The sequence below is a fragment of the Cytobacillus firmus genome (genome assembly GCF_023612095.1).
Taxonomy (GTDB): Bacteria; Bacillota; Bacilli; order Bacillales; family Cytobacillaceae; genus Cytobacillus.
Genome location: NZ_CP086235.1, coordinates 374,822 through 392,133, shown reverse-complemented (window position 1 = coordinate 392,133; position 17,312 = coordinate 374,822). Strand labels below are relative to the sequence as shown.

At 44.3% G+C, this 17,312-nt stretch carries 17 protein-coding genes and 1 pseudogene; all 18 read right to left on the bottom strand.

The features are described 5' to 3' along the window. Window position 1: 1 nt before the first annotated feature. Window positions 2-223: an AtpZ/AtpI family protein gene (locus tag LLY41_RS02050; RefSeq protein ID WP_095243235.1), complete on the bottom strand. Its 222-nt coding sequence runs from the start codon at window positions 221-223 to the stop codon at window positions 2-4. 295 nt (window positions 224-518) lie between these two features. Further along, window positions 519-2,785 (bottom strand): annotated as a pseudogene (locus LLY41_RS02045) (S8 family serine peptidase). A 77-nt stretch (window positions 2,786-2,862) separates the two neighbouring features. Then, window positions 2,863-4,152 carry a serine hydrolase gene (locus tag LLY41_RS02040; RefSeq protein WP_304586773.1) on the bottom strand — a complete coding sequence of 430 codons (1,290 nt, stop codon included), beginning with the start codon at window positions 4,150-4,152 and terminating at the stop codon, window positions 2,863-2,865. Window positions 4,153-4,317: 165 nt separating this feature from the next. Further along, window positions 4,318-4,557: a hypothetical protein gene (locus tag LLY41_RS02035; RefSeq protein ID WP_095243233.1), complete on the bottom strand. Its 240-nt coding sequence runs from the start codon at window positions 4,555-4,557 to the stop codon at window positions 4,318-4,320. Window positions 4,558-4,645: 88 nt separating this feature from the next. Continuing rightward, window positions 4,646-5,242, bottom strand: coding sequence for a hypothetical protein (locus LLY41_RS02030; RefSeq protein ID WP_095243232.1), 597 nt, complete (start codon window positions 5,240-5,242; stop codon window positions 4,646-4,648). Window positions 5,243-5,708: 466 nt separating this feature from the next. Then, window positions 5,709-6,839, bottom strand: a complete 1,131-nt coding sequence (gene wecB / locus LLY41_RS02025; protein ID WP_370460311.1) for a non-hydrolyzing UDP-N-acetylglucosamine 2-epimerase — start codon at window positions 6,837-6,839, stop codon at window positions 5,709-5,711. A gap of 84 nt (window positions 6,840-6,923) precedes the next feature. Beyond that, on the bottom strand, window positions 6,924-7,553 hold the full coding sequence (upp, locus tag LLY41_RS02020; protein WP_095243230.1) for a uracil phosphoribosyltransferase: 630 nt from the start codon (window positions 7,551-7,553) through the stop codon (window positions 6,924-6,926). Window positions 7,554-7,987: 434 nt separating this feature from the next. Next, window positions 7,988-9,229: a serine hydroxymethyltransferase gene (glyA, locus tag LLY41_RS02015; RefSeq protein ID WP_095243229.1), complete on the bottom strand. Its 1,242-nt coding sequence runs from the start codon at window positions 9,227-9,229 to the stop codon at window positions 7,988-7,990. A gap of 176 nt (window positions 9,230-9,405) precedes the next feature. Continuing rightward, the gene (locus tag LLY41_RS02010; protein ID WP_304586771.1) at window positions 9,406-10,401 is read right to left on the bottom strand and encodes an anti-sigma factor; all 996 of its coding nucleotides are present in this window, start codon (window positions 10,399-10,401) and stop codon (window positions 9,406-9,408) included. Beyond that, complete coding sequence (locus LLY41_RS02005) at window positions 10,398-10,928, bottom strand: sigma-70 family RNA polymerase sigma factor (RefSeq protein WP_304586770.1); 531 nt, start codon at window positions 10,926-10,928, stop codon at window positions 10,398-10,400. The genes LLY41_RS02010 and LLY41_RS02005 overlap by 4 nt, the downstream gene beginning before the upstream one ends. 174 nt (window positions 10,929-11,102) lie before the next feature. Further along, complete coding sequence (locus LLY41_RS02000; protein WP_370460192.1) at window positions 11,103-11,669, bottom strand: TIGR01440 family protein; 567 nt, start codon at window positions 11,667-11,669, stop codon at window positions 11,103-11,105. Between the two features lie 21 nt (window positions 11,670-11,690). Next, a complete protein-coding gene (gene rpiB, locus LLY41_RS01995; RefSeq protein WP_095243225.1) occupies window positions 11,691-12,131 on the bottom strand; it encodes a ribose 5-phosphate isomerase B in 441 nt (146 codons plus the stop codon). 103 nt (window positions 12,132-12,234) lie between these two features. After that, window positions 12,235-13,530: a methyl-accepting chemotaxis protein gene (locus tag LLY41_RS01990; protein WP_304586768.1), complete on the bottom strand. Its 1,296-nt coding sequence runs from the start codon at window positions 13,528-13,530 to the stop codon at window positions 12,235-12,237. Window positions 13,531-13,546: 16 nt separating this feature from the next. Beyond that, window positions 13,547-13,987 carry a low molecular weight protein arginine phosphatase gene (locus tag LLY41_RS01985; protein ID WP_304586767.1) on the bottom strand — a complete coding sequence of 147 codons (441 nt, stop codon included), beginning with the start codon at window positions 13,985-13,987 and terminating at the stop codon, window positions 13,547-13,549. A 200-nt stretch (window positions 13,988-14,187) separates the two neighbouring features. Then, the gene (locus LLY41_RS01980; protein ID WP_304586766.1) at window positions 14,188-14,739 is read right to left on the bottom strand and encodes a manganese efflux pump MntP; all 552 of its coding nucleotides are present in this window, start codon (window positions 14,737-14,739) and stop codon (window positions 14,188-14,190) included. 112 nt (window positions 14,740-14,851) lie between these two features. Next, window positions 14,852-15,895, bottom strand: a complete 1,044-nt coding sequence (locus LLY41_RS01975; RefSeq protein WP_304586765.1) for an L-threonylcarbamoyladenylate synthase — start codon at window positions 15,893-15,895, stop codon at window positions 14,852-14,854. 175 nt (window positions 15,896-16,070) lie between these two features. Beyond that, window positions 16,071-16,517 carry a GNAT family N-acetyltransferase gene (locus LLY41_RS01970; protein WP_095243220.1) on the bottom strand — a complete coding sequence of 149 codons (447 nt, stop codon included), beginning with the start codon at window positions 16,515-16,517 and terminating at the stop codon, window positions 16,071-16,073. 183 nt (window positions 16,518-16,700) lie between these two features. After that, window positions 16,701-17,081: a KGG domain-containing protein gene (locus LLY41_RS01965; protein WP_095243219.1), complete on the bottom strand. Its 381-nt coding sequence runs from the start codon at window positions 17,079-17,081 to the stop codon at window positions 16,701-16,703. Window positions 17,082-17,312: the final 231 nt, after the last annotated feature.

Here is a 17,312-nt window from a genome sequence, read left to right as displayed (position 1 = left end):
TTCATTCTCCTGTGAAAAAATGTTGGATTAGACGTAGCATGGCGTATATCCCTGCGCCCAGCCCAATGAACAAGCCGATTAAAAGGAATAAAGGCTCAGTTGCTGCCTTGCTGTCAAGCCATCTTCCGGCGAAAATGCCAATGAGCGTGGAACCTACTAACTGGGAAAGAATGGCGGACATTAAGGCCATCGCCTTAAATGGGTTGCGGTCTTTTTGACGCATAAAAACGCATCCTCCCTTAAAGAGAATGGTAAGAGGGTTTTGAGGCCGTAAATAATCATATAAACATCATGCAGAAGTGGGAAATATGTCTGCAAAAATATTTTGAAAACCCTATCATCTTTTACCCTTTGTAAGCATACAATAGGGCTTTGTCAATGTCAATGCGTTTGGAGTGAAAAAGTTCACAAACAAAAAGGCAAAAATATGGTATGTTCACATATTTATCACATTTAATTTTCGGATTTCTATTGAAAAAGGAGCGAGACTCTGCATCGCCCCTGAAAACGCTTTATTTCTACTTGCTTGTACTCTCTTCTGATTCTGCTGAAGGCTCCGGGTCCCCCAGCTGTCCATCCGGTCTCACAAATAGATACGTTTCGATCCAGTCTTCCCTGCCGGCTTTTTTGGCAAACACTTTCGCCAGGTACAGCCCCGGCCCAGGCAGCTTTTCAGCAGGAATTTCCTGCAGCAGCTGTCCCTTTCCGGCATTTCTTTTCCAATCCAGAAATCCCATAAACCGGAGACTTTCCGAATCAAACATCGCAATTCCGAATTCCTCCGCCCCGCCAGGCAGATACACCTCATAGCGATACGTTCCAGGCTTATCTCCTTTGCCGATACCGAATCCCATCACCCTTGGGTAATCAGGCTCTTCCAGCACATACAGGTATGGAATATGAATACTTTCTGCACCTGCTTTCAATAGAAGGTAGCCGTCATGGATCTTTTTCTTTAAAAGGGTTGGATCAGCAGACATTTTAATTTCAGCCTTTTTCTTTTCGCCCGGTTTCAATTGAAACGTCATAGGCATTTCCCAATTGATGCCCTGCTCCTTATAGGGTACGGAAAAGGAATAAGACTGCATTTTTTCACTTATATTTTCAACCGTTATAAAACTGCTGTGGTCATGCAGCCTGTCTGCGATCTGAAATTTCCCGAATTGCATGGACGCCGGGAAGACAAGCGTTTCTGCTTTCAGCGCCTGTTCAAGCTGGATTCGACCGGCCCCCTGCTCATACGTTCTATAAGTTTGTCCATCCGCGTTCTTAATAAGTTTAGCGGTATTCATGAGTGCTGCCTTGATTTGTTCCGGCCCCCACTCGGGATGAGCCTGTTTGAGGATCGCACAGGCACCGGCTACATGCGGAGCGGCCATGCTTGTTCCCTGAAGCGGCAGGTAGCCGCCGGGAATGGTGCTATTTATGGCAACGCCCGGTGCCACAACATCCGGTTTAATTTCCCATGTGGATGTAACAGGTCCGCGGGAGCTGAAGTCAGCTAGTATGTCCCTTTCTTCTATTATATTAGTTCGGGCAAGGAGCCTTCCTTTCTTCATGAGCTTCTTGAGGTCCTCTCCTTCTTCCTTTGAAAGCGCCGCTGCCGGAATGGGAACCTCGCTGTCCAGATTGCCGAAGAACCTGCCTTTTGTATTGTTATAGATAATGACTCCCACTGCTCCTGCTTCCAGTGCATGGACCGCTTTATCTGTAAACGTCAACTCCCCTCTTTCTATTAAGACTATTTTACCTTCCGCATTCTTCAATTCATCCGGATGCCCAATCCCTCCATCAATCACTTCGTAGGAGCGGTCGAATTCCCATTCCTTTGAACCCTGCAGCAGATCAAGGCGGATTTCACGTCCGTTTATGCTTAAAAATGGCACCTTTATTGTTGGTGTAGAGGCTCCGACAGAAATGGCTTTCGATGCTGTTCCCGGTGATCCGACGGTCCAGATGTTCGGGCCAGAATTACCTGAAGAAGTGACAGCGGTTATTCCTTTTTCAACCGCTTTATTCAGGGCCATGCTTATCGGAAGGTCAGGCCCGTTTACGTTATTTCCCAATGAAAGGTTTAATACATCCACTTTATCCTTTATGGCCTGTTCGATGGCCGCTATCACCTGTTCTGTTGTTCCGCTTCCCCCGGTCCGAGAGCCCTGTAGGCGATGATGGTTGCTTCCGGTGCGACCCCCTGGATCCTGCCATTTGCCGCAATGATGCCCGCGACGTGAGTGCCGTGCAGTGTGCCCTGTCCCCCGGCTGCCTTCGTTTCCATCGGATCTCTATCATTATCCACCAAATCGCGACCGCCGCCATAGCTTCTTCGCAAGTCAGGATGATTATAATCAATGCCGGTGTCGATCACGCCTACTTTCACACCCTTGCCAGTGAGGCGCTGATTATTTTCATCACAATAGCCTCTCGCATTCAGGCCGCCAATCAGCTTGATATTGTCATCGGAATGAACATGATAGGTATTTACCGGTGAAACAGAAGAGACTGAATCTATTCTTTGCAGGCTTTGCAAGGCAGATGGCCTTCCTTTAACGGAAAAGCCGTTTAATGCCTGATTGAATGTTTGCCTGATTTGCAGCTCAGGATTTTTTTCTATCATTTTTTTGATTTCCTGTTTATTATTTGGTTCTTTCAGTACTACAATGGCCACTTTTTCAATATCAGGTGACTCTTCCGGTATAGGAGGGTGTGAAAGTGTTCGGGCTGAAACCGGAGTTTGAATCAAGAATAAAACTAGTACTGTTATGATGTGAAAGAATTTTTTCATTAGAAAACCCACCCTCTTTTTGTTTTAGGGTGGGCTGAATAGATGCCTTGTATGCGTAAATCAATATAATATTACGGCTAGTTCAAGGATTCATAAACAATATTGGCGACTTCTTTAGAAAGAGCGCCTGTGCTTCGGTATGATCCGCTTGGCAAAGGTCCATTGTTTTGTTTGTTCGTCAGCAGAATAATCTGCAGGTTTTCCTCTGGATCAAAAATAACCTGCGTTCCGGTAAAGCCAGTATGCCCAAAGGCTTTGTCAGAATAATGTTCTCCCATATACCAGCTCTTATTCAGCTCCCAGCCATATCCCTGGCCAAAGCGCTGAGGAGAGGTAAAGATATCAATTACTTCTTTATTATACATTTTTGTTTTTCCATATGTTCCGCCATTTAACATGGTCTGGCCCAGTACGGCAAGATCCCTTGCTGTTGAAAATAAACCCGCATGGCCCGCAACCCCTTTATTGCCATAGAAGCTATTTCCATCATTAACTTCTCCAACTAAGGTGTAATTTCTCCAGTTTTTAAACATGTCCGGGCTTTCTTCAACATAGTACCCGAAATTAGGGTCATCAATCATTTTATACTCATAAAGATTTCCCCATGAGGTAGCCGCAATCTTTTTCTTGAAATGGTCAGGTGGTGTAAACATCGTATCATTCATTTTTAATGGTTTATAAATGTTTTCTTCTAAGTATTTATCCAATTTCTGTCCACTGATCTCTTCGATTAAAAAACCCAGCATCATAAAGCTAAAATCGCTATATCTTCTGTCCGTGCCAGTCGGATATTCAAGCGGCAGCTTATTTATATAATTCAGAACCTCTTCCGAATTATCAGCGTAAAGGTATGTCGGCTTCCAGGGAGTCAGTCCTGAGGTGTGTGTCAGCAGGTCAGCTACTGTAATATCTTCTTTTCCATGCTGGGCAAACTCTGGTATAAAATCTGATACCCTGTCATTGACTGAAAGTTGCCCGTCACTGACAAGTTTCATAATGCCCTGGGTGGTTCCCATCACCTTCGTAACGGAAGCAAGGTCGAACATTGTTTTCTTTTTCATTTTTCTGGGGTTCTCGAGCAATTCCCCCATATCATACTTTTGTGCATATCCGTACGCTTCCTCTTTGACAATCTTTCCATCCTTGGCTACAAGAACCACCGCACCCGGTGTAACACCATCCTCAATAGCCTCCGTAACGGCTTTATCAATACCCTTCAATTTCTCCGTATCAAAGCCTGCCTTTTTCGGATGGGCATGGCTTAATTTCTGCCCGGGCCTTTCTTTGGCATTAACGATATTTCCAGAAAAAGCTGCAGAACTTAAGACTAATGCGAGTACGATTAACAATAACCTTAATCTTTTCAAAACTTCATCTCCTTTTCAAAAACTGATCAATATACAATATTCTGTATAATTAATACTATCTATCTTTTAATTGATTATCAATACAGTTTTTAGTATTTTCAGAAAATGGTACTTTCAGATTATAAAAAAACCATCAAATGAATGATGGCTTTGTCCCTTTATGTATTAAAACAGCTGATTCGGTTCCAGTTTTCCTTTTTGAATTAGATGGTCCCGCTTTTTATCTCTCCACATATCCGCTAGGGTCGCTATTATCAGTAATACTGTAAGCAGGATTCCTTTTCCTTCTGCCAGCTTAAATACCAGGGCGATAAAACCTTCAGACATGAAGGTTCCCATTAATGAACCTACAAGCATAATGATCCAGACAATCAATGCTCCTTCTAAAACGGCTAAAGCTCTCATTTATTCGACCTCCCGGGTATATAAAATCAATATGCCAATACCCCGCAGACAGCAGTCTAAACGTTAATCTTGCAATTTGGGCATTCTTTTACTTTCCAAATATCTTCTGCCAGATGCTTTTGCTTTTTTCAGCCTCTAATGCACCGGCTACTTCTTCTACAGACTGTTGTGTCGCCATCAGTTTTTCATAAAGAGTAGTAACTTTTTCGCTCTCTTTTTCATAGCCTTGTGCATGGGCATTTCTTAAATCTTCAATAGTGAGTTTGAGCTCGTGCACCTCATGTATCAGCTGCTTGTTTTGTTCTCTGATTTTATTCTGGGTAAGACGGGATTGCTCGTTTTGCTGCACGAGAAAACTGACCAACTTCTTCATATCTGTCAGTTCGGAATTCACATTCATAAGTGAGGTGGAGCTGCTTTCTTCCTCATCCTCCACTGTAATGATAACCGGAATTCCTGCATCCTCAAGCTTTGCTGTGACTTCCTCTTTTTTCAGCCCATCTGAATATAATTTACGGATAAATTTAAGCTTTTCAATTTCGGAAGCCTGGATTTTATAGCGATTATGTTCCTTCCGATAATTTATGTATTCTGCATGCTCCTGCAAATAACGCTTTAAGCTATTCTCAGGTATGTCCGGAAGTGCCTCTTTAAGCTCCTTCATTGTCAAATACTGATTTGCCAACGTCCTTCAGCACCTTTCTTGGTATCTTGCCGATCACCCAGTTCCCGCCGGGCACTACCCATGACTAACCACCTAACCGCCAACAAAACCACCATGGTCATTTTCCGCGATAAATGATGTCATTTCTGCCGCCATTTCTTTAACCATGAATACGTCATTTGATCACTCTAAACTCTTTAGAAACGTTGATATATTAACATTTTGCAAATAACCATCCAACCATCAACATGTTAACCGTGTTCAAATCTATCTTTCATTTCTTCTATACTCTATCATAACTTTTCCAGCGTGGCGGGGAAAGAGACTTTTAACATAAAAATTAAATAGATTTCCCGGTTCATCTTCAACCATCCACCCACCAACATATCAACCATGATGTTTTTCAAATAATGGGGCCCGCTTCTCCCCTCCCCTTTTTGAAAAAGGAACAGAAAATGCACCTCTTTTTAAAAGAGGTGCAATTCGATTAGTTTTGCGGTTTATATTCTTCCGGACGATCATTCGTCTGTTTAAAATGGTAGCGGATGGCATCGCAAATTCTTCTGGAAGCATTTCCGTCTCCATATGGGTTTACAGCTTTAGCCATTTTTTCATAGGCTGCCCCATCAGTCAGAAGCTCCGTTGCCAGTTCGAAAATTGGCTGTTCCTCAATGCCGGCAAGCTTAAGGGTTCCTGCTTCAATTCCTTCAGGCCTTTCCGTTGTATCTCGCAGAACAAGGACAGGCACACCAAGTGATGGTGCTTCTTCCTGAACTCCGCCTGAATCGGTCAGAATCAGATGAGCTCTTGAGGCAAAGTTATGGAAATCAATAACGTCAAGCGGCTCAATCAGATTAATGCGGCTATCACTGCCAAGGATTTCTGATGCGATCTCCCGTACAGCAGGATTCATATGAACGGGATATACGACTTGTATGTCTTTCTGTTCTTCCACCAGCCTTTTAATAGCCTTGAACATGTTGCGCATCGGTTCTCCCAGGTTTTCACGGCGGTGTGCAGTCAGTAGCACAAGGCGGTCATCGCCGATTTTCTCCAGGACTTCATGGTGATACGTGTCTTTAACCGTAGTTTTAAGCGCATCGATTGCCGTGTTTCCAGTGATGAAAATACTTTCGTTCTTTTTATTCTCATTTAAGAGGTTTTCCGCTGACTTCGATGTTGGCGAGAAGTGCAGATCAGCCATGACACCTGTAAGCTGACGGTTCATTTCCTCAGGGAATGGAGAGTATTTATTCCATGTGCGCAGTCCCGCTTCCACATGGCCGACGACAATCTGGTTATAGAAAGAGACAAGGCTTGCAATAAACGTTGTAGTGGTATCACCGTGAACAAGCACGATATCCGGCTTTACTTCCTTCATGATCTTATCAAGACCTTCAAGTCCGCGTGTAGTCACGTCTACCAGTGTCTGGCGGTCTTTCATGATATTCAGGTCATAATCGGGTGTGACCTTAAAAATATTTAATACCTGATCAAGCATTTCACGATGCTGTGCCGTCACGGTCACAATCGATTCAAAATACTCAGGGTGTTTTTGAAGTTCAAGAACAAGGGGTGCCATTTTAATGGCTTCAGGCCTTGTCCCGAAAATCGTCATTACTTTAATCGGACGATCCAATCAGAGCACCTTCCTTTATTAAAAGATGTTTTCAATCTTTTTGTCTGTTCGCTGCTGCTGATGTTATTTTGTTCCGAATAAACGGTCGCCTGCATCGCCCAAACCAGGGACGATATAGCCTTTTTCGTTCAATTTTTCATCTAATGCTGCAATGTAAATGTCAACGTCAGGGTGAGCTTCTTTCACAGCTTCTACGCCTTCAGGAGCGGCAATCAGGCACATGAATTTAATGTTTTTGCCTCCGCGCTTTTTGAGAGAGTGGATGGCTTCAATCGCAGAACCGCCCGTTGCAAGCATAGGGTCAACGACGATGAAATCTCTTTCTTCCACATCACTTGGAAGCTTTACATAATATTCAACCGGCTGCAGGGTTTCCGGGTCGCGGTATAAGCCGATATGGCCCACTTTTGCAGCTGGAATCAGTTTCAGGATGCCGTCAACCATTCCAATACCTGCGCGCAGAATTGGGATGATTCCCAGCTTCTTTCCTGCAAGAACATTAGACTTCATCGTGCTGACTGGTGTATCGATAGAAATTTCTTCTAAAGGCATATCACGGGTAATTTCGAATGCCATCAGTGTTGCCACTTCATCGACAAGCTCGCGGAATTCCTTTGTTCCCGTACTCTTTTCACGAATGTATGTAAGCTTATGCTGAATTAATGGATGATCAAAAACGTAAACCTTTGCCATGAGTATCTCTCCTTTTCATTATGCAGATTAGTCGAACCACACTTCGTCTAATTTTACAGAAAAACAATTCCATCGGCAACTATGATTCGTATTTGTAAAAGAAAAGTCATTATTACAGCAAAAGCGGAAGCGCCTCGTTCACCCCCGACAAGCACAAGACGAGCCTCCCGGAAGGCGTTCTTTGCCTTTTGGGAGGCTCGTCTTGTGACCTCGAGGGGGTAGGCGCTGAAGCTAGACGTAGATAAATTAATCCACAAAGTTATCAACATATCGCGATATATTATTTCCAAAAAGCAAGCAAAAGCGGAAGTCGAGCGTTTATTGGCGACATGGAAGGATTGGCTTAGAACCGGGAGCTAAACAGTTTCGCAAAGTCCAAAATTTTCTTATATTACCACATAAAAGCCGGCCTCTAGCTGAGACCGGCTGATTGATTAATATTCAGGATATAAAGTGAAGCTGCCTGTTAGGGCTTCGACGCGCTGAGCCGCTTCTTGAAGCTTCCCTTCATCTTCATGATTTTTAAGTGTGAAGGCAATGATGGATGCAATTTCCTTCATTTCTTTTTCGCCAAATCCGCGGGACGTAACAGCCGCTGTACCGATGCGGACGCCGCTTGTGACAAATGGGCTTTCCGGATCGAATGGAATGGTGTTTTTGTTGACTGTAATGCCGACCTCATCAAGTACTTTCTCAGCTACTTTCCCTGTCAGGCCAAGGGAACGGAGGTCAACCAGCAGCAGATGGTTGTCTGTACCCTGTGATACAAGGTCAATTCCTTCAGCCTTTAATGCTTCAGCCAGCTTTTTAGCATTCGAAATGATATTGCCTGCATAGGTTTTGAAGTCATCCTGAAGCGCTTCGCCGAAGGCAACCGCTTTTGCCGCAATGACGTGCATTAAAGGGCCGCCCTGGATTCCAGGGAAAATGGATTTATCAATTTTCTTCGCATATTCTTCTTTGCAGAGAATCATGCCGCCGCGCGGTCCGCGCAATGTCTTATGAGTAGTAGTTGTAACAAAGTCCGCGAACGGAACCGGATTCTGATGAAGACCAGCAGCTACAAGGCCTGCAATGTGAGCCATATCAACCATCAGCATGGCACCGACTTCATCGGCAATTTCACGGAAACGCTTGAAGTCAATTTCACGCGGATAGGCACTTGCACCCGCTACAATTAATTTCGGCTTAGACGCGCGGGCTTTTTCAAGGACATCTTCGTAATCAATGCGGTGTGTTTCTTTATCCACACCATATTCAACAAAATTGTACTGCACACCGCTGAAGTTAACAGGGCTGCCGTGCGTTAAATGTCCGCCATGGGATAGATTCATGCCAAGAACCGTGTCTCCCTGCTCTAACACAGTGAAGTATACGGCCATGTTTGCCTGTGCACCTGAATGCGGCTGCACGTTCACATGCTCTGCACCGAAAATTTCTTTCGCACGGTCACGGGCTAAATCTTCGACGACATCCACATGCTCACATCCGCCATAATAGCGGCGGCCAGGATAGCCTTCAGCATACTTGTTTGTTAAAACAGAACCCTGTGCTTCCATTACCGCTTCACTGACAAAGTTTTCAGAAGCGATTAATTCAATCTTTGATCTCTGGCGTCCTAATTCTTCCTGAATCGACTTGAAAACCTGCTCATCCTGCTGTGCTAAATGCTTCATAAGAATCCTCCCTTTTCTCCAACACACTTTTAATGAAGGCCAGCCTCTGCGGGCTTGCCCTTTCTATGTATCGATCTTTTTGTGAAAATTCTTTTTTATTTTAGCATGTTTTTTATAAAAGTGACAGGTACCTATACCAGTTTGCTGAAGTGGTATAGGTACCTGTCACCGTCCTTTTAATCCCAGTTCCAATAATCCATCTCCCCAAGGTATGGGGCACGGATTTGTTTTTCTTTTTTAAGTTTTAATAGTTCTTTTACCGGCCCGGTAACCACGGCCCCATAGACAATGAATCCATTTTTCTTCAAGTATTGATGACGTTCTTTCAGATGGTCAAGGCCGAGGAAGTTCTCATAATAGCTTTGAGATTCATTTTTTAAGAGACCCTCCATCTGTTTCAGCATCATCTTTTTATTTTCATCCATTGATTCCTCATTAAGGGTTAATTTTGATTCAGACATATAATCATCGCCTGCTTCCCTTCCCCCGGCCAGACCATATATGGAAGTTAATTCGATTGAATTTCCTCCGCTGCCGTAACCTGTCTTAAATTCTTTCAGTTCTCCTGTATAGAGCGGCATCCAAAGGACTTCGAGGTCATATGGCTTTAAAAGCTCCAGCAGTTCTTCCGGCTTCATGAATGACTGGGTGGAAAATGCCAATTCCGCCACGGTCCCCTCGTGTATTTTTTCAAGAGAAGTCCAGACCGCAGGTTCCCCTTCAGCTGCCAGCCTTTTTCCGCTATTCGGATTTTCAGGCAGGGAAAAACGGTAAATGGTTTCATTTTGCGGCTGAAACTCCTGAATACTCAAGGTGGAATATGAATTTAATAGCCTTTTCTCAACCTTCACCTCTCCAATTGTCTGATACTCCCGGCCAATTTTCCGTGCGATCGGATAGGAAATTTTCTGTGTCAGAAATGGAGTTACTTCTTTATTCATTATGCCTCCGAAATCCTCATGCATGTTTGGGTGCTTCCAATCCAGTGCCACCTTGCTGTAAAAAGCATGCTTTCTTTCACTATTGGCAGCGTCTGACAGTATATTTACGGCCATCATATAGGCCCAGAAGAAAAACAAGCAGGCAGCGAGCACTTTAACCACTCTGAATGTTAAGGTAAACCGGTATCTAGCCATGATTTTCTTTTCGCGGTCTTTGTTCCAGTCAGTCATGTTTCATCCCTCCATTGTTCATCGGCAAGCTGTGCCAGCTTTTTCCGGGCCCGATGCAGTGTCACCTTTACTTGATTTTCAGACAGGTCCAGCGTTTCCTGAATCTCGCTGTAGCTGAAAGACTCGAATTCTCTTAAATATAAAATGGAACGGTACTGTTCCGGCAGGCAATCCATAAGGTCTGCGACTTTTTCCTTCGATTCTTTCTTTAATGCTGAATCCTCAGGCAATCCGTATGGGCTGGTCATTTCTCCCTTTGAAAATAAATAGCCGGCAAAAGGAATCTTATTTCTCCTCTGCCGTTTCCGCCATTCATCCAAATAAGCATTCCTGGCTACCTTAAAAAGCCATGCCCTTACATCTTCCTGTTTGTAGAAAGAGAGAGAAACCGTTGCCTTAATGAACGTTTCCTGCGTTAGATCTTCAGCTGTTTCCTTAGAGCCTGACATCTTATATAAATAGTAATAAAGCGGTCTGGCATAATGCCGATATAAATCATCCAGCCGATCCCGCCTTCTCTCCTTCAACGGCTTCTCCCCCTTTCTCACTAAAAGCTGCACTATTTACACGTTCTTCCTTCTTGAATGTTACAGATTATATAAAAAAGGTGACAGGCACCTATACCACTTTGCTGAAGTGGTATAGGTACCTGTCACCCAGTCCCAATCACCAGGCGATTGGGGCAGCAGTTTATTATTAAATCATCTGCAGGATTCATTCTCAGCGTTCCGTTCGTAAATCGCCCGGGCCCCGCCGATGAGTTTCGGCCTGGTTTTAGCCATGGTGACGTGCGCCTCGCCGACTGATTTTTGGGAGGTTCGGATTGGAACAGCTACATGCTTCAGGTGCATGCCGATCAGTGTGTCGCCGATATCAATGCCGGCATCTGCCTTGATAATCTCGACCATAACAGGATCTTTGAAGTGTTCATAGGCGTATGTCGCCATCGCGCCGCCGGCCTTGCGGTGAGGGATAACGGCGACTTCATCCAGATTTTTTGCCTCGGCAACGGCCCGCTCAACGACTAATGCCCTGTTCAAATGCTCACAGCATTGAAAAGCCAGAGCAGCCCCGGTGTCCTGGCGAAGCTTGTCCAGACGCTCAAAAATCATTTCAGCCACTTGTTCCGTTCCGGCTGTGCCTATTCGTTTCCCGGCGACTTCACTTGTGCTGCAGCCCACGGCAAGAATATGCTTTTCATTTAGAGGTACTTGTTCGCTAAATTCACGAATGATGGTATCCAATTCTTTTTTCCATTGATCGATCAAAAAGCTCACCCTTTCGAAAGTTTACTTCGTTTCGTAAGCAGTAATCTTTCCGACACGGTTTTCATGGCGGCCGCCTTCAAAATCTGTTGAAAGCCAAACTTTTGCAATTTCACGGGCCAGGCCGGGGCCAATTACTCGTTCACCCATCGCAAGGATATTGCTGTCATTATGTTCACGGGTTGCTTTTGCACTGAATACATCATGCACCAGTGCACAGCGGATTCCCTTTACTTTGTTGGCTGAGATGCTCATGCCAATTCCAGTTCCGCATATCAGAATGCCTTTATCGAATTCACCGCCTGCAACCTTTTCGGCAACTGGCAATGCATAATCCGGATAATCTACTGAAGTTTCGCACTCACAGCCGAAATCTTCATATTCAATGCCCATTTCATCCATTAAGCCTTTTATTTCTTCGCGGAGATTAAGTCCGCCATGGTCTGATGCGATTGCAATTTTCATAATGAAACCCTCCAGTTTGAAGCCGCTTTATTTTGACATTATGCTCTTATTTTGACACAAAACCCTGAAAATATAAAGAAAGGGAGCCGCAATTTGGGCTCCCTTATAGTTTAAATTTAGTAATAGTGCTATTTAATTTTTCGGCCTGCTCTTTTAGCTCGATGGCGAGCTTTTCCACATTGCCGATGACAGCTGTCTGTTGCTGAGTGGCAGCTGAAACCTCCTGTGCGCCTGCTGATGTTTCTTCCGCAATGGCTGCGACTTCCTGAGATTGGGTGGATGTATGCTGAATGCCTTCCATCTGATTATCCACCAATCCTGAAATGGCAGACACTGAAGCAGCCATTTCATTGACCACTTTCGCCATTTCTTCTATCACTTCATTTGTTTTCGTGCCTTTTTTCACTTCATTATTAGCAGTCTCCACCTGATAAGAGATTTGCGTAACAACATTGCGGACCTCTTCCTGTATGTTCTGTATCAGCTCCGAGATGCCCTGGACTGCCTTAGCACTCTCATCTGCAAGCTTCCGCACTTCTTCAGCTACCACAGCAAACCCTTTGCCATGGTCCCCCGCACGGGCCGCTTCAATTGAGGCATTTAAAGCTAGAAGGTTCGTCTGTGCGGCAATGTCACCGACAAGCTGTATGATCTGTTCTACCTTTACAGCATTTTGCTCAAGGCGCTTTACTGTCTGAAGTGATTCCTCATTATCCTGGGCCAGTTTTTCTATGCCGGAAATAAGTGAATGGATTACCTTCTTTGATTCCATCAGGTCCTGAACCATTTCACCGGAAACATTTTGTGAAGCTTTTGCTGTATCCTGGACTTCCTGGGCGATGCGCAGAACATCTTCCATGGATTCAGCTGTTGACTGAATGGAAACGGCAGAACTGTCTGCTCCCTGGGAAATCTCGCTGATGGTTCTGGCAATCGCATCTGCCTGCTCTGCAGCTGCTGAGGACTCGGAAGACATGGCAATGACTTTTTCATTCGTTTCTTTGAAGTTCTCATCAATTTTATGAACCATATCCCTTAAATTGAAAAGCATATGATTGAATGCAATCCCTAATGAACGGATCTCATCATCCGACTTGGAAAGCTCTGCATCCTGGCCGATATCGCCATTGGCAGCCATGAGGGCCGTTTTTTCAAGCTTCTGCAATGGTTTGGTGATAAAGCCTGCAGCAAAAAAGGCTAGTACACCTGACCAGAAAATACCCATTGCTAAGGTTAAAAAAGTAAAAACAGCTTCTCCAAATGGAAGCATCTCATCAATGCTTGGAAATAAAAAGTAAAGAAATACAGCACTTGTCGTGTATGTAATGATGGCCAGCGATGTGATGAATAATACGAGCTTTTTTCTAAGGCCGAATTTATAGCCCTTTTTCTCCCCCATTATATTGTCCCCCTGATTAATCTGCTCTCTTGATGCGATCCAAAATTTGTTCAATCGCTTCGGTCAGATCTTTAAATGTGCTTCTATATATCTCAACCGGCCCCCCATAAGGATCGATAACATCTCCCGCAGCTCCGGCAAACTCTTTTAATGTGAAGGTTTTGCCCTCGGCGCCAGGAAACATGGACAGAACCGTATTTTTGTGGCCGGCTGTCATCGTCAAAATATAGGTCGACCAGTCTATTAAATCTTCACTCATACTGGATGACTGATGCTGAAGCGGAATTCCGTGCTCCTCCAGCACACTTTTTGTATTTGCGGATGCCTCACTGCCGTCTGCTGCAAATACGCCAGCCGACTTCACTTCCACACCGGGAATCGATCTGCTTTTCAAAATGGCTTCTGCCATTGGGCTTCTGCACGTATTTCCCGTACAAACAAATAATACATTTGCCATAGAATCTCTCCCTCCTTTTATATCGGTTTAAACTTAATAAACTTTATCCAAACTTTCCTTACATTATAAGACAATTTTCCTATAACACCTATAGCTCCCAAGCAAAAAAAGAAAAAGGGCAGCCTGCACCCTTTTCATTTTTCACAAAATATTAACATTTAAACACCGGGGTCCATTCGACAAAATTCGGGCGGTGCCTGTCACCCTATTAAAAGCTTGACCCCAAAAGCGAGGAGGATGGCGCCACCGAGGGCTTCGCTGTAGGTGCCGATCCAGCTTTGGACTTTTCTGCCGGTGAGGAGACCTGCCCATGTTAAGATGGTCGCCCCGGCTCCGAAGAAGACGAGCACCAGGAATGTTTTTGCTCCATAGATTCCAAGGCTTAGGCCGACTGAAAAACTATCTAGGCTGACGCCCAGTGCAAAAATCAGCAGCCCCATGCCCACTGGCGTAATTAAGCTGTCTTCTTCATCCCTGAAGCTTGACCAAATCATCTGCACGCCTAATAAAAGGAGCAGTCCCCCGCCGGCATATCCGGCAATGGCTCCAAATGTATTGGAAAGGAATCTGCCTGCTATCATTCCCAATAAAGGCATCCATACATGAAAAAGTCCAATGGTAATGCCGATTTTAGCTATTTGTCTGAGGCGGAGTTTGTACATCCCCATGCCAAGACCTACTGAAAAGGCATCCATCCCCAATGCGAATGCCATTAAAGCCAGTGTTAAAATTTCTCCAATCATTGCAGACATTTTTCCGCCCCCTTGGACTTGCTAATTCAGCATATGCACGTCCAGGAGGATTTAGAATCCCATTGCCTTTTTACAAAACAAAAAACCGCTTCCTGACGAAACGGTTTCTTTATTATCTGCTAATGACCCTGTGTCCAGCTGCCTTCATCAGGCGGTTCATGATGGCATGTCCGACGCCTTCCCCCGGAAACATCTCACAGAATATAACATCAGCATCTGTTGTATTGAAATATCTTAACGCTTCATAGAGAGAGCTTGCCACGGTCTCAAGCTTTTCCCGCTGTCCGCAGGCATACACATAGTCAGCATGATAGAATTCCCGGTTTTCCACTGTCGTCAGAACGCCAACTGAAAGACCTTCCTGCTTCTTATCATCAACAAATTGCTGGATATCCTCTCTTGTTCCTTCTACTAAATAAAGAGGTGCATCCGGTGCATAGTGACGGTACTTCATACCCGGTGATTTCGGCGCCTGGCTTTCATCCGTTAATGCCGGGTCAACACTGATCTCTCCCACAACCTCTTCCAGCTGCTCTCTTGTAATGCCGCCCGGCCTTAGGATAACCGGCACTTCTCCCGTACAATCCACAACGGTTGATTCCACACCAACACCAGTCGGACCTCCGTCCACTAATCCGGCAATTCTTCCATTCAGATCTTCCCAGACATGGTCAGCTGTTGTCGGACTTGGCCTTCCGGACCGGTTCGCACTTGGAGCTGCAATGGGCAGACCTGTTTTCTTCAACAGCGCAAGGGCAACCGGATGATCCGGCATTCTCACAGCCACTGTGGATAAACCTGCTGTGGCATATTCGGAAAGAACGCCCTCCTTATGAGTAAAAATAAGCGTAAGCGGTCCCGGCCAAAATTGTTCCATCAGCGTCTGCGCCTTTTGCGGAACTTCCGTTATAAAAGCGTCCAGCTGAGCTCTGTCAGCAATGTGGATAATCAGGGGATTATCACTCGGACGTCCTTTTGCCTCGAATATTTTTTTGACTGCTACATCATTTTTCGCATTTCCGCCTAATCCATATACGGTTTCTGTTGGAAAAGCGACCACTTCATTATCTCTCAGCAGATCGGCAGCCTGTGAACACTGTGAATAACTATCTTCTTTATCCACACTGTTATCCACCGACCATCTTTTTGTAATCATTGTTATCCACCTTCATAAAAAATGTTTTTTTGCTGTCAAAATTCCTATGTTTTCGACATTTTTTGAACATTCCTTTGGAAAGTATAGTAGAAGAAGCTGGATAACTCAAGTCTTATCCACAAATTGTGTATAAATAAGACGGATTTGTGTATAACTTTGGCAAGATACCCACAATTCACATGGATAATTTTAAAAAGAAAGAGTTATCCACAGTCAGGATGTGTTTAACATGCTCTGATTCGAATAATACTTCCGGCAAGTGTGCTGTTTCTTCCTCTTTAAAACCAAGCAGGCTGAAAAAGGCAAGCGAATTTCGTTTATTGGATGCAAGATACAAAGCCTCCATGCCCCGATCCCTGGCCAGCATTAATATTTGCTCAAACAAAATAAATAAATCTTTTTCAGTTGCTGTGGATGTCATCACAAGCGATCTTAAAAGACCGGCCTTTCCATGGGGTTCAATTCCCAGGGTAGCCTTAATATCCCCGGAATCATTCTCCATAATTAAAAAATATTCAATTGCTTCCTTTATCCCGTCCGTACTTAAGTTTGCCGATTCCAGAAATGATGCCAGATTCTCCACATCTGAAGCATGAGCACATCTCACTACACCTGTTTCCATTTCTTCACCCCATTTTCTTATTTTCACTCTATGAATATGAAAAAATAGAAAAAGTAGAACTAGATTTTCGGAAAAACGGAAGCACCCTGACGAAACACTATGATTTAAACATAAAACACGGCAGCTGTCTGATGCGGCTGCCGTGTTTATATTACTATCATATACATTTTTTCTGCGGCAGGTTTAGTCGTTCGAGTTGCCGCCTTTTCGGCCGATTTCTTCGTAGAAATCGCGGTCATGATTTTCACTAGTTGCTTCTCCGCCCTTTTTGCCTATTTCCTGGTAGAATTCCTTGTCATGGCTTTCAGCTGTTGCTTCTCCGCCTTTTTGGCCAATCTCCTGATAGAAGTCACTATCATGATTTTCAGCTGTCGCTTCTCCGCCTTTTTTTCCGATTTCCTGATAGAAGTCCTTGTCATGGTTATCAGCTGTTGCTTCTCCGCCTTTGGAGCCGATTTCCTGATAGAATTCCTTATCATGGTTGCGGCTTGTTGCTTCCCCGCCCATGCGTCCTCGTTCCTCACGAGACATTTTATCGTTGTTATTATTGTTGTTTTTAGCCATAATCTTTCATCTCCTTTTTTTGTTTGTGTTTTGTTGCTACACTCCTTTAAATATCCGTTTTTGGGAGAATCAAACGCATGAAAGAAAGATGTTATATGGTTGTCTTAATTGTAATTTGATTTCCATTTTTTAAAATGATTCTAAAAAGGGGTGGGATTTGGGACGGGGTTCTGACTCTGCCTGCCCTTTTTCCCGCTTCTATGTCTGAAGTTGACCCAGGTTCTGACTCTG

Excerpts from the sequence above, each read along its gene's own strand:
- LLY41_RS02050 (WP_095243235.1), bottom strand. The coding sequence starts at position 223 with ATGCGTCAAAAAGACCGCAACCCATTTAAGGCGATGGCCTTAATGTCC.
- LLY41_RS02035 (WP_095243233.1), bottom strand. The coding sequence starts at position 4,557 with ATGAGAGCTTTAGCCGTTTTAGAAGGAGCATTGATTGTCTGGATCATT.
- wecB (WP_370460311.1), bottom strand. The coding sequence starts at position 6,839 with ATGACGATTTTCGGGACAAGGCCTGAAGCCATTAAAATGGCACCCCTT.
- upp (WP_095243230.1), bottom strand. The coding sequence starts at position 7,553 with ATGGCAAAGGTTTACGTTTTTGATCATCCATTAATTCAGCATAAGCTT.
- glyA (WP_095243229.1), bottom strand. The coding sequence starts at position 9,229 with ATGAAGCATTTAGCACAGCAGGATGAGCAGGTTTTCAAGTCGATTCAG.
- LLY41_RS02010 (WP_304586771.1), bottom strand. The coding sequence starts at position 10,401 with ATGACTGACTGGAACAAAGACCGCGAAAAGAAAATCATGGCTAGATAC.
- rpiB (WP_095243225.1), bottom strand. The coding sequence starts at position 12,131 with ATGAAAATTGCAATCGCATCAGACCATGGCGGACTTAATCTCCGCGAA.
- LLY41_RS01990 (WP_304586768.1), bottom strand. The coding sequence starts at position 13,530 with ATGGGGGAGAAAAAGGGCTATAAATTCGGCCTTAGAAAAAAGCTCGTA.
- LLY41_RS01985 (WP_304586767.1), bottom strand. The coding sequence starts at position 13,987 with ATGGCAAATGTATTATTTGTTTGTACGGGAAATACGTGCAGAAGCCCA.
- LLY41_RS01980 (WP_304586766.1), bottom strand. The coding sequence starts at position 14,739 with ATGTCTGCAATGATTGGAGAAATTTTAACACTGGCTTTAATGGCATTC.
- LLY41_RS01975 (WP_304586765.1), bottom strand. The coding sequence starts at position 15,895 with ATGATTACAAAAAGATGGTCGGTGGATAACAGTGTGGATAAAGAAGAT.
- LLY41_RS01970 (WP_095243220.1), bottom strand. The coding sequence starts at position 16,517 with ATGGAAACAGGTGTAGTGAGATGTGCTCATGCTTCAGATGTGGAGAAT.
- LLY41_RS01965 (WP_095243219.1), bottom strand. The coding sequence starts at position 17,081 with ATGGCTAAAAACAACAATAATAACAACGATAAAATGTCTCGTGAGGAA.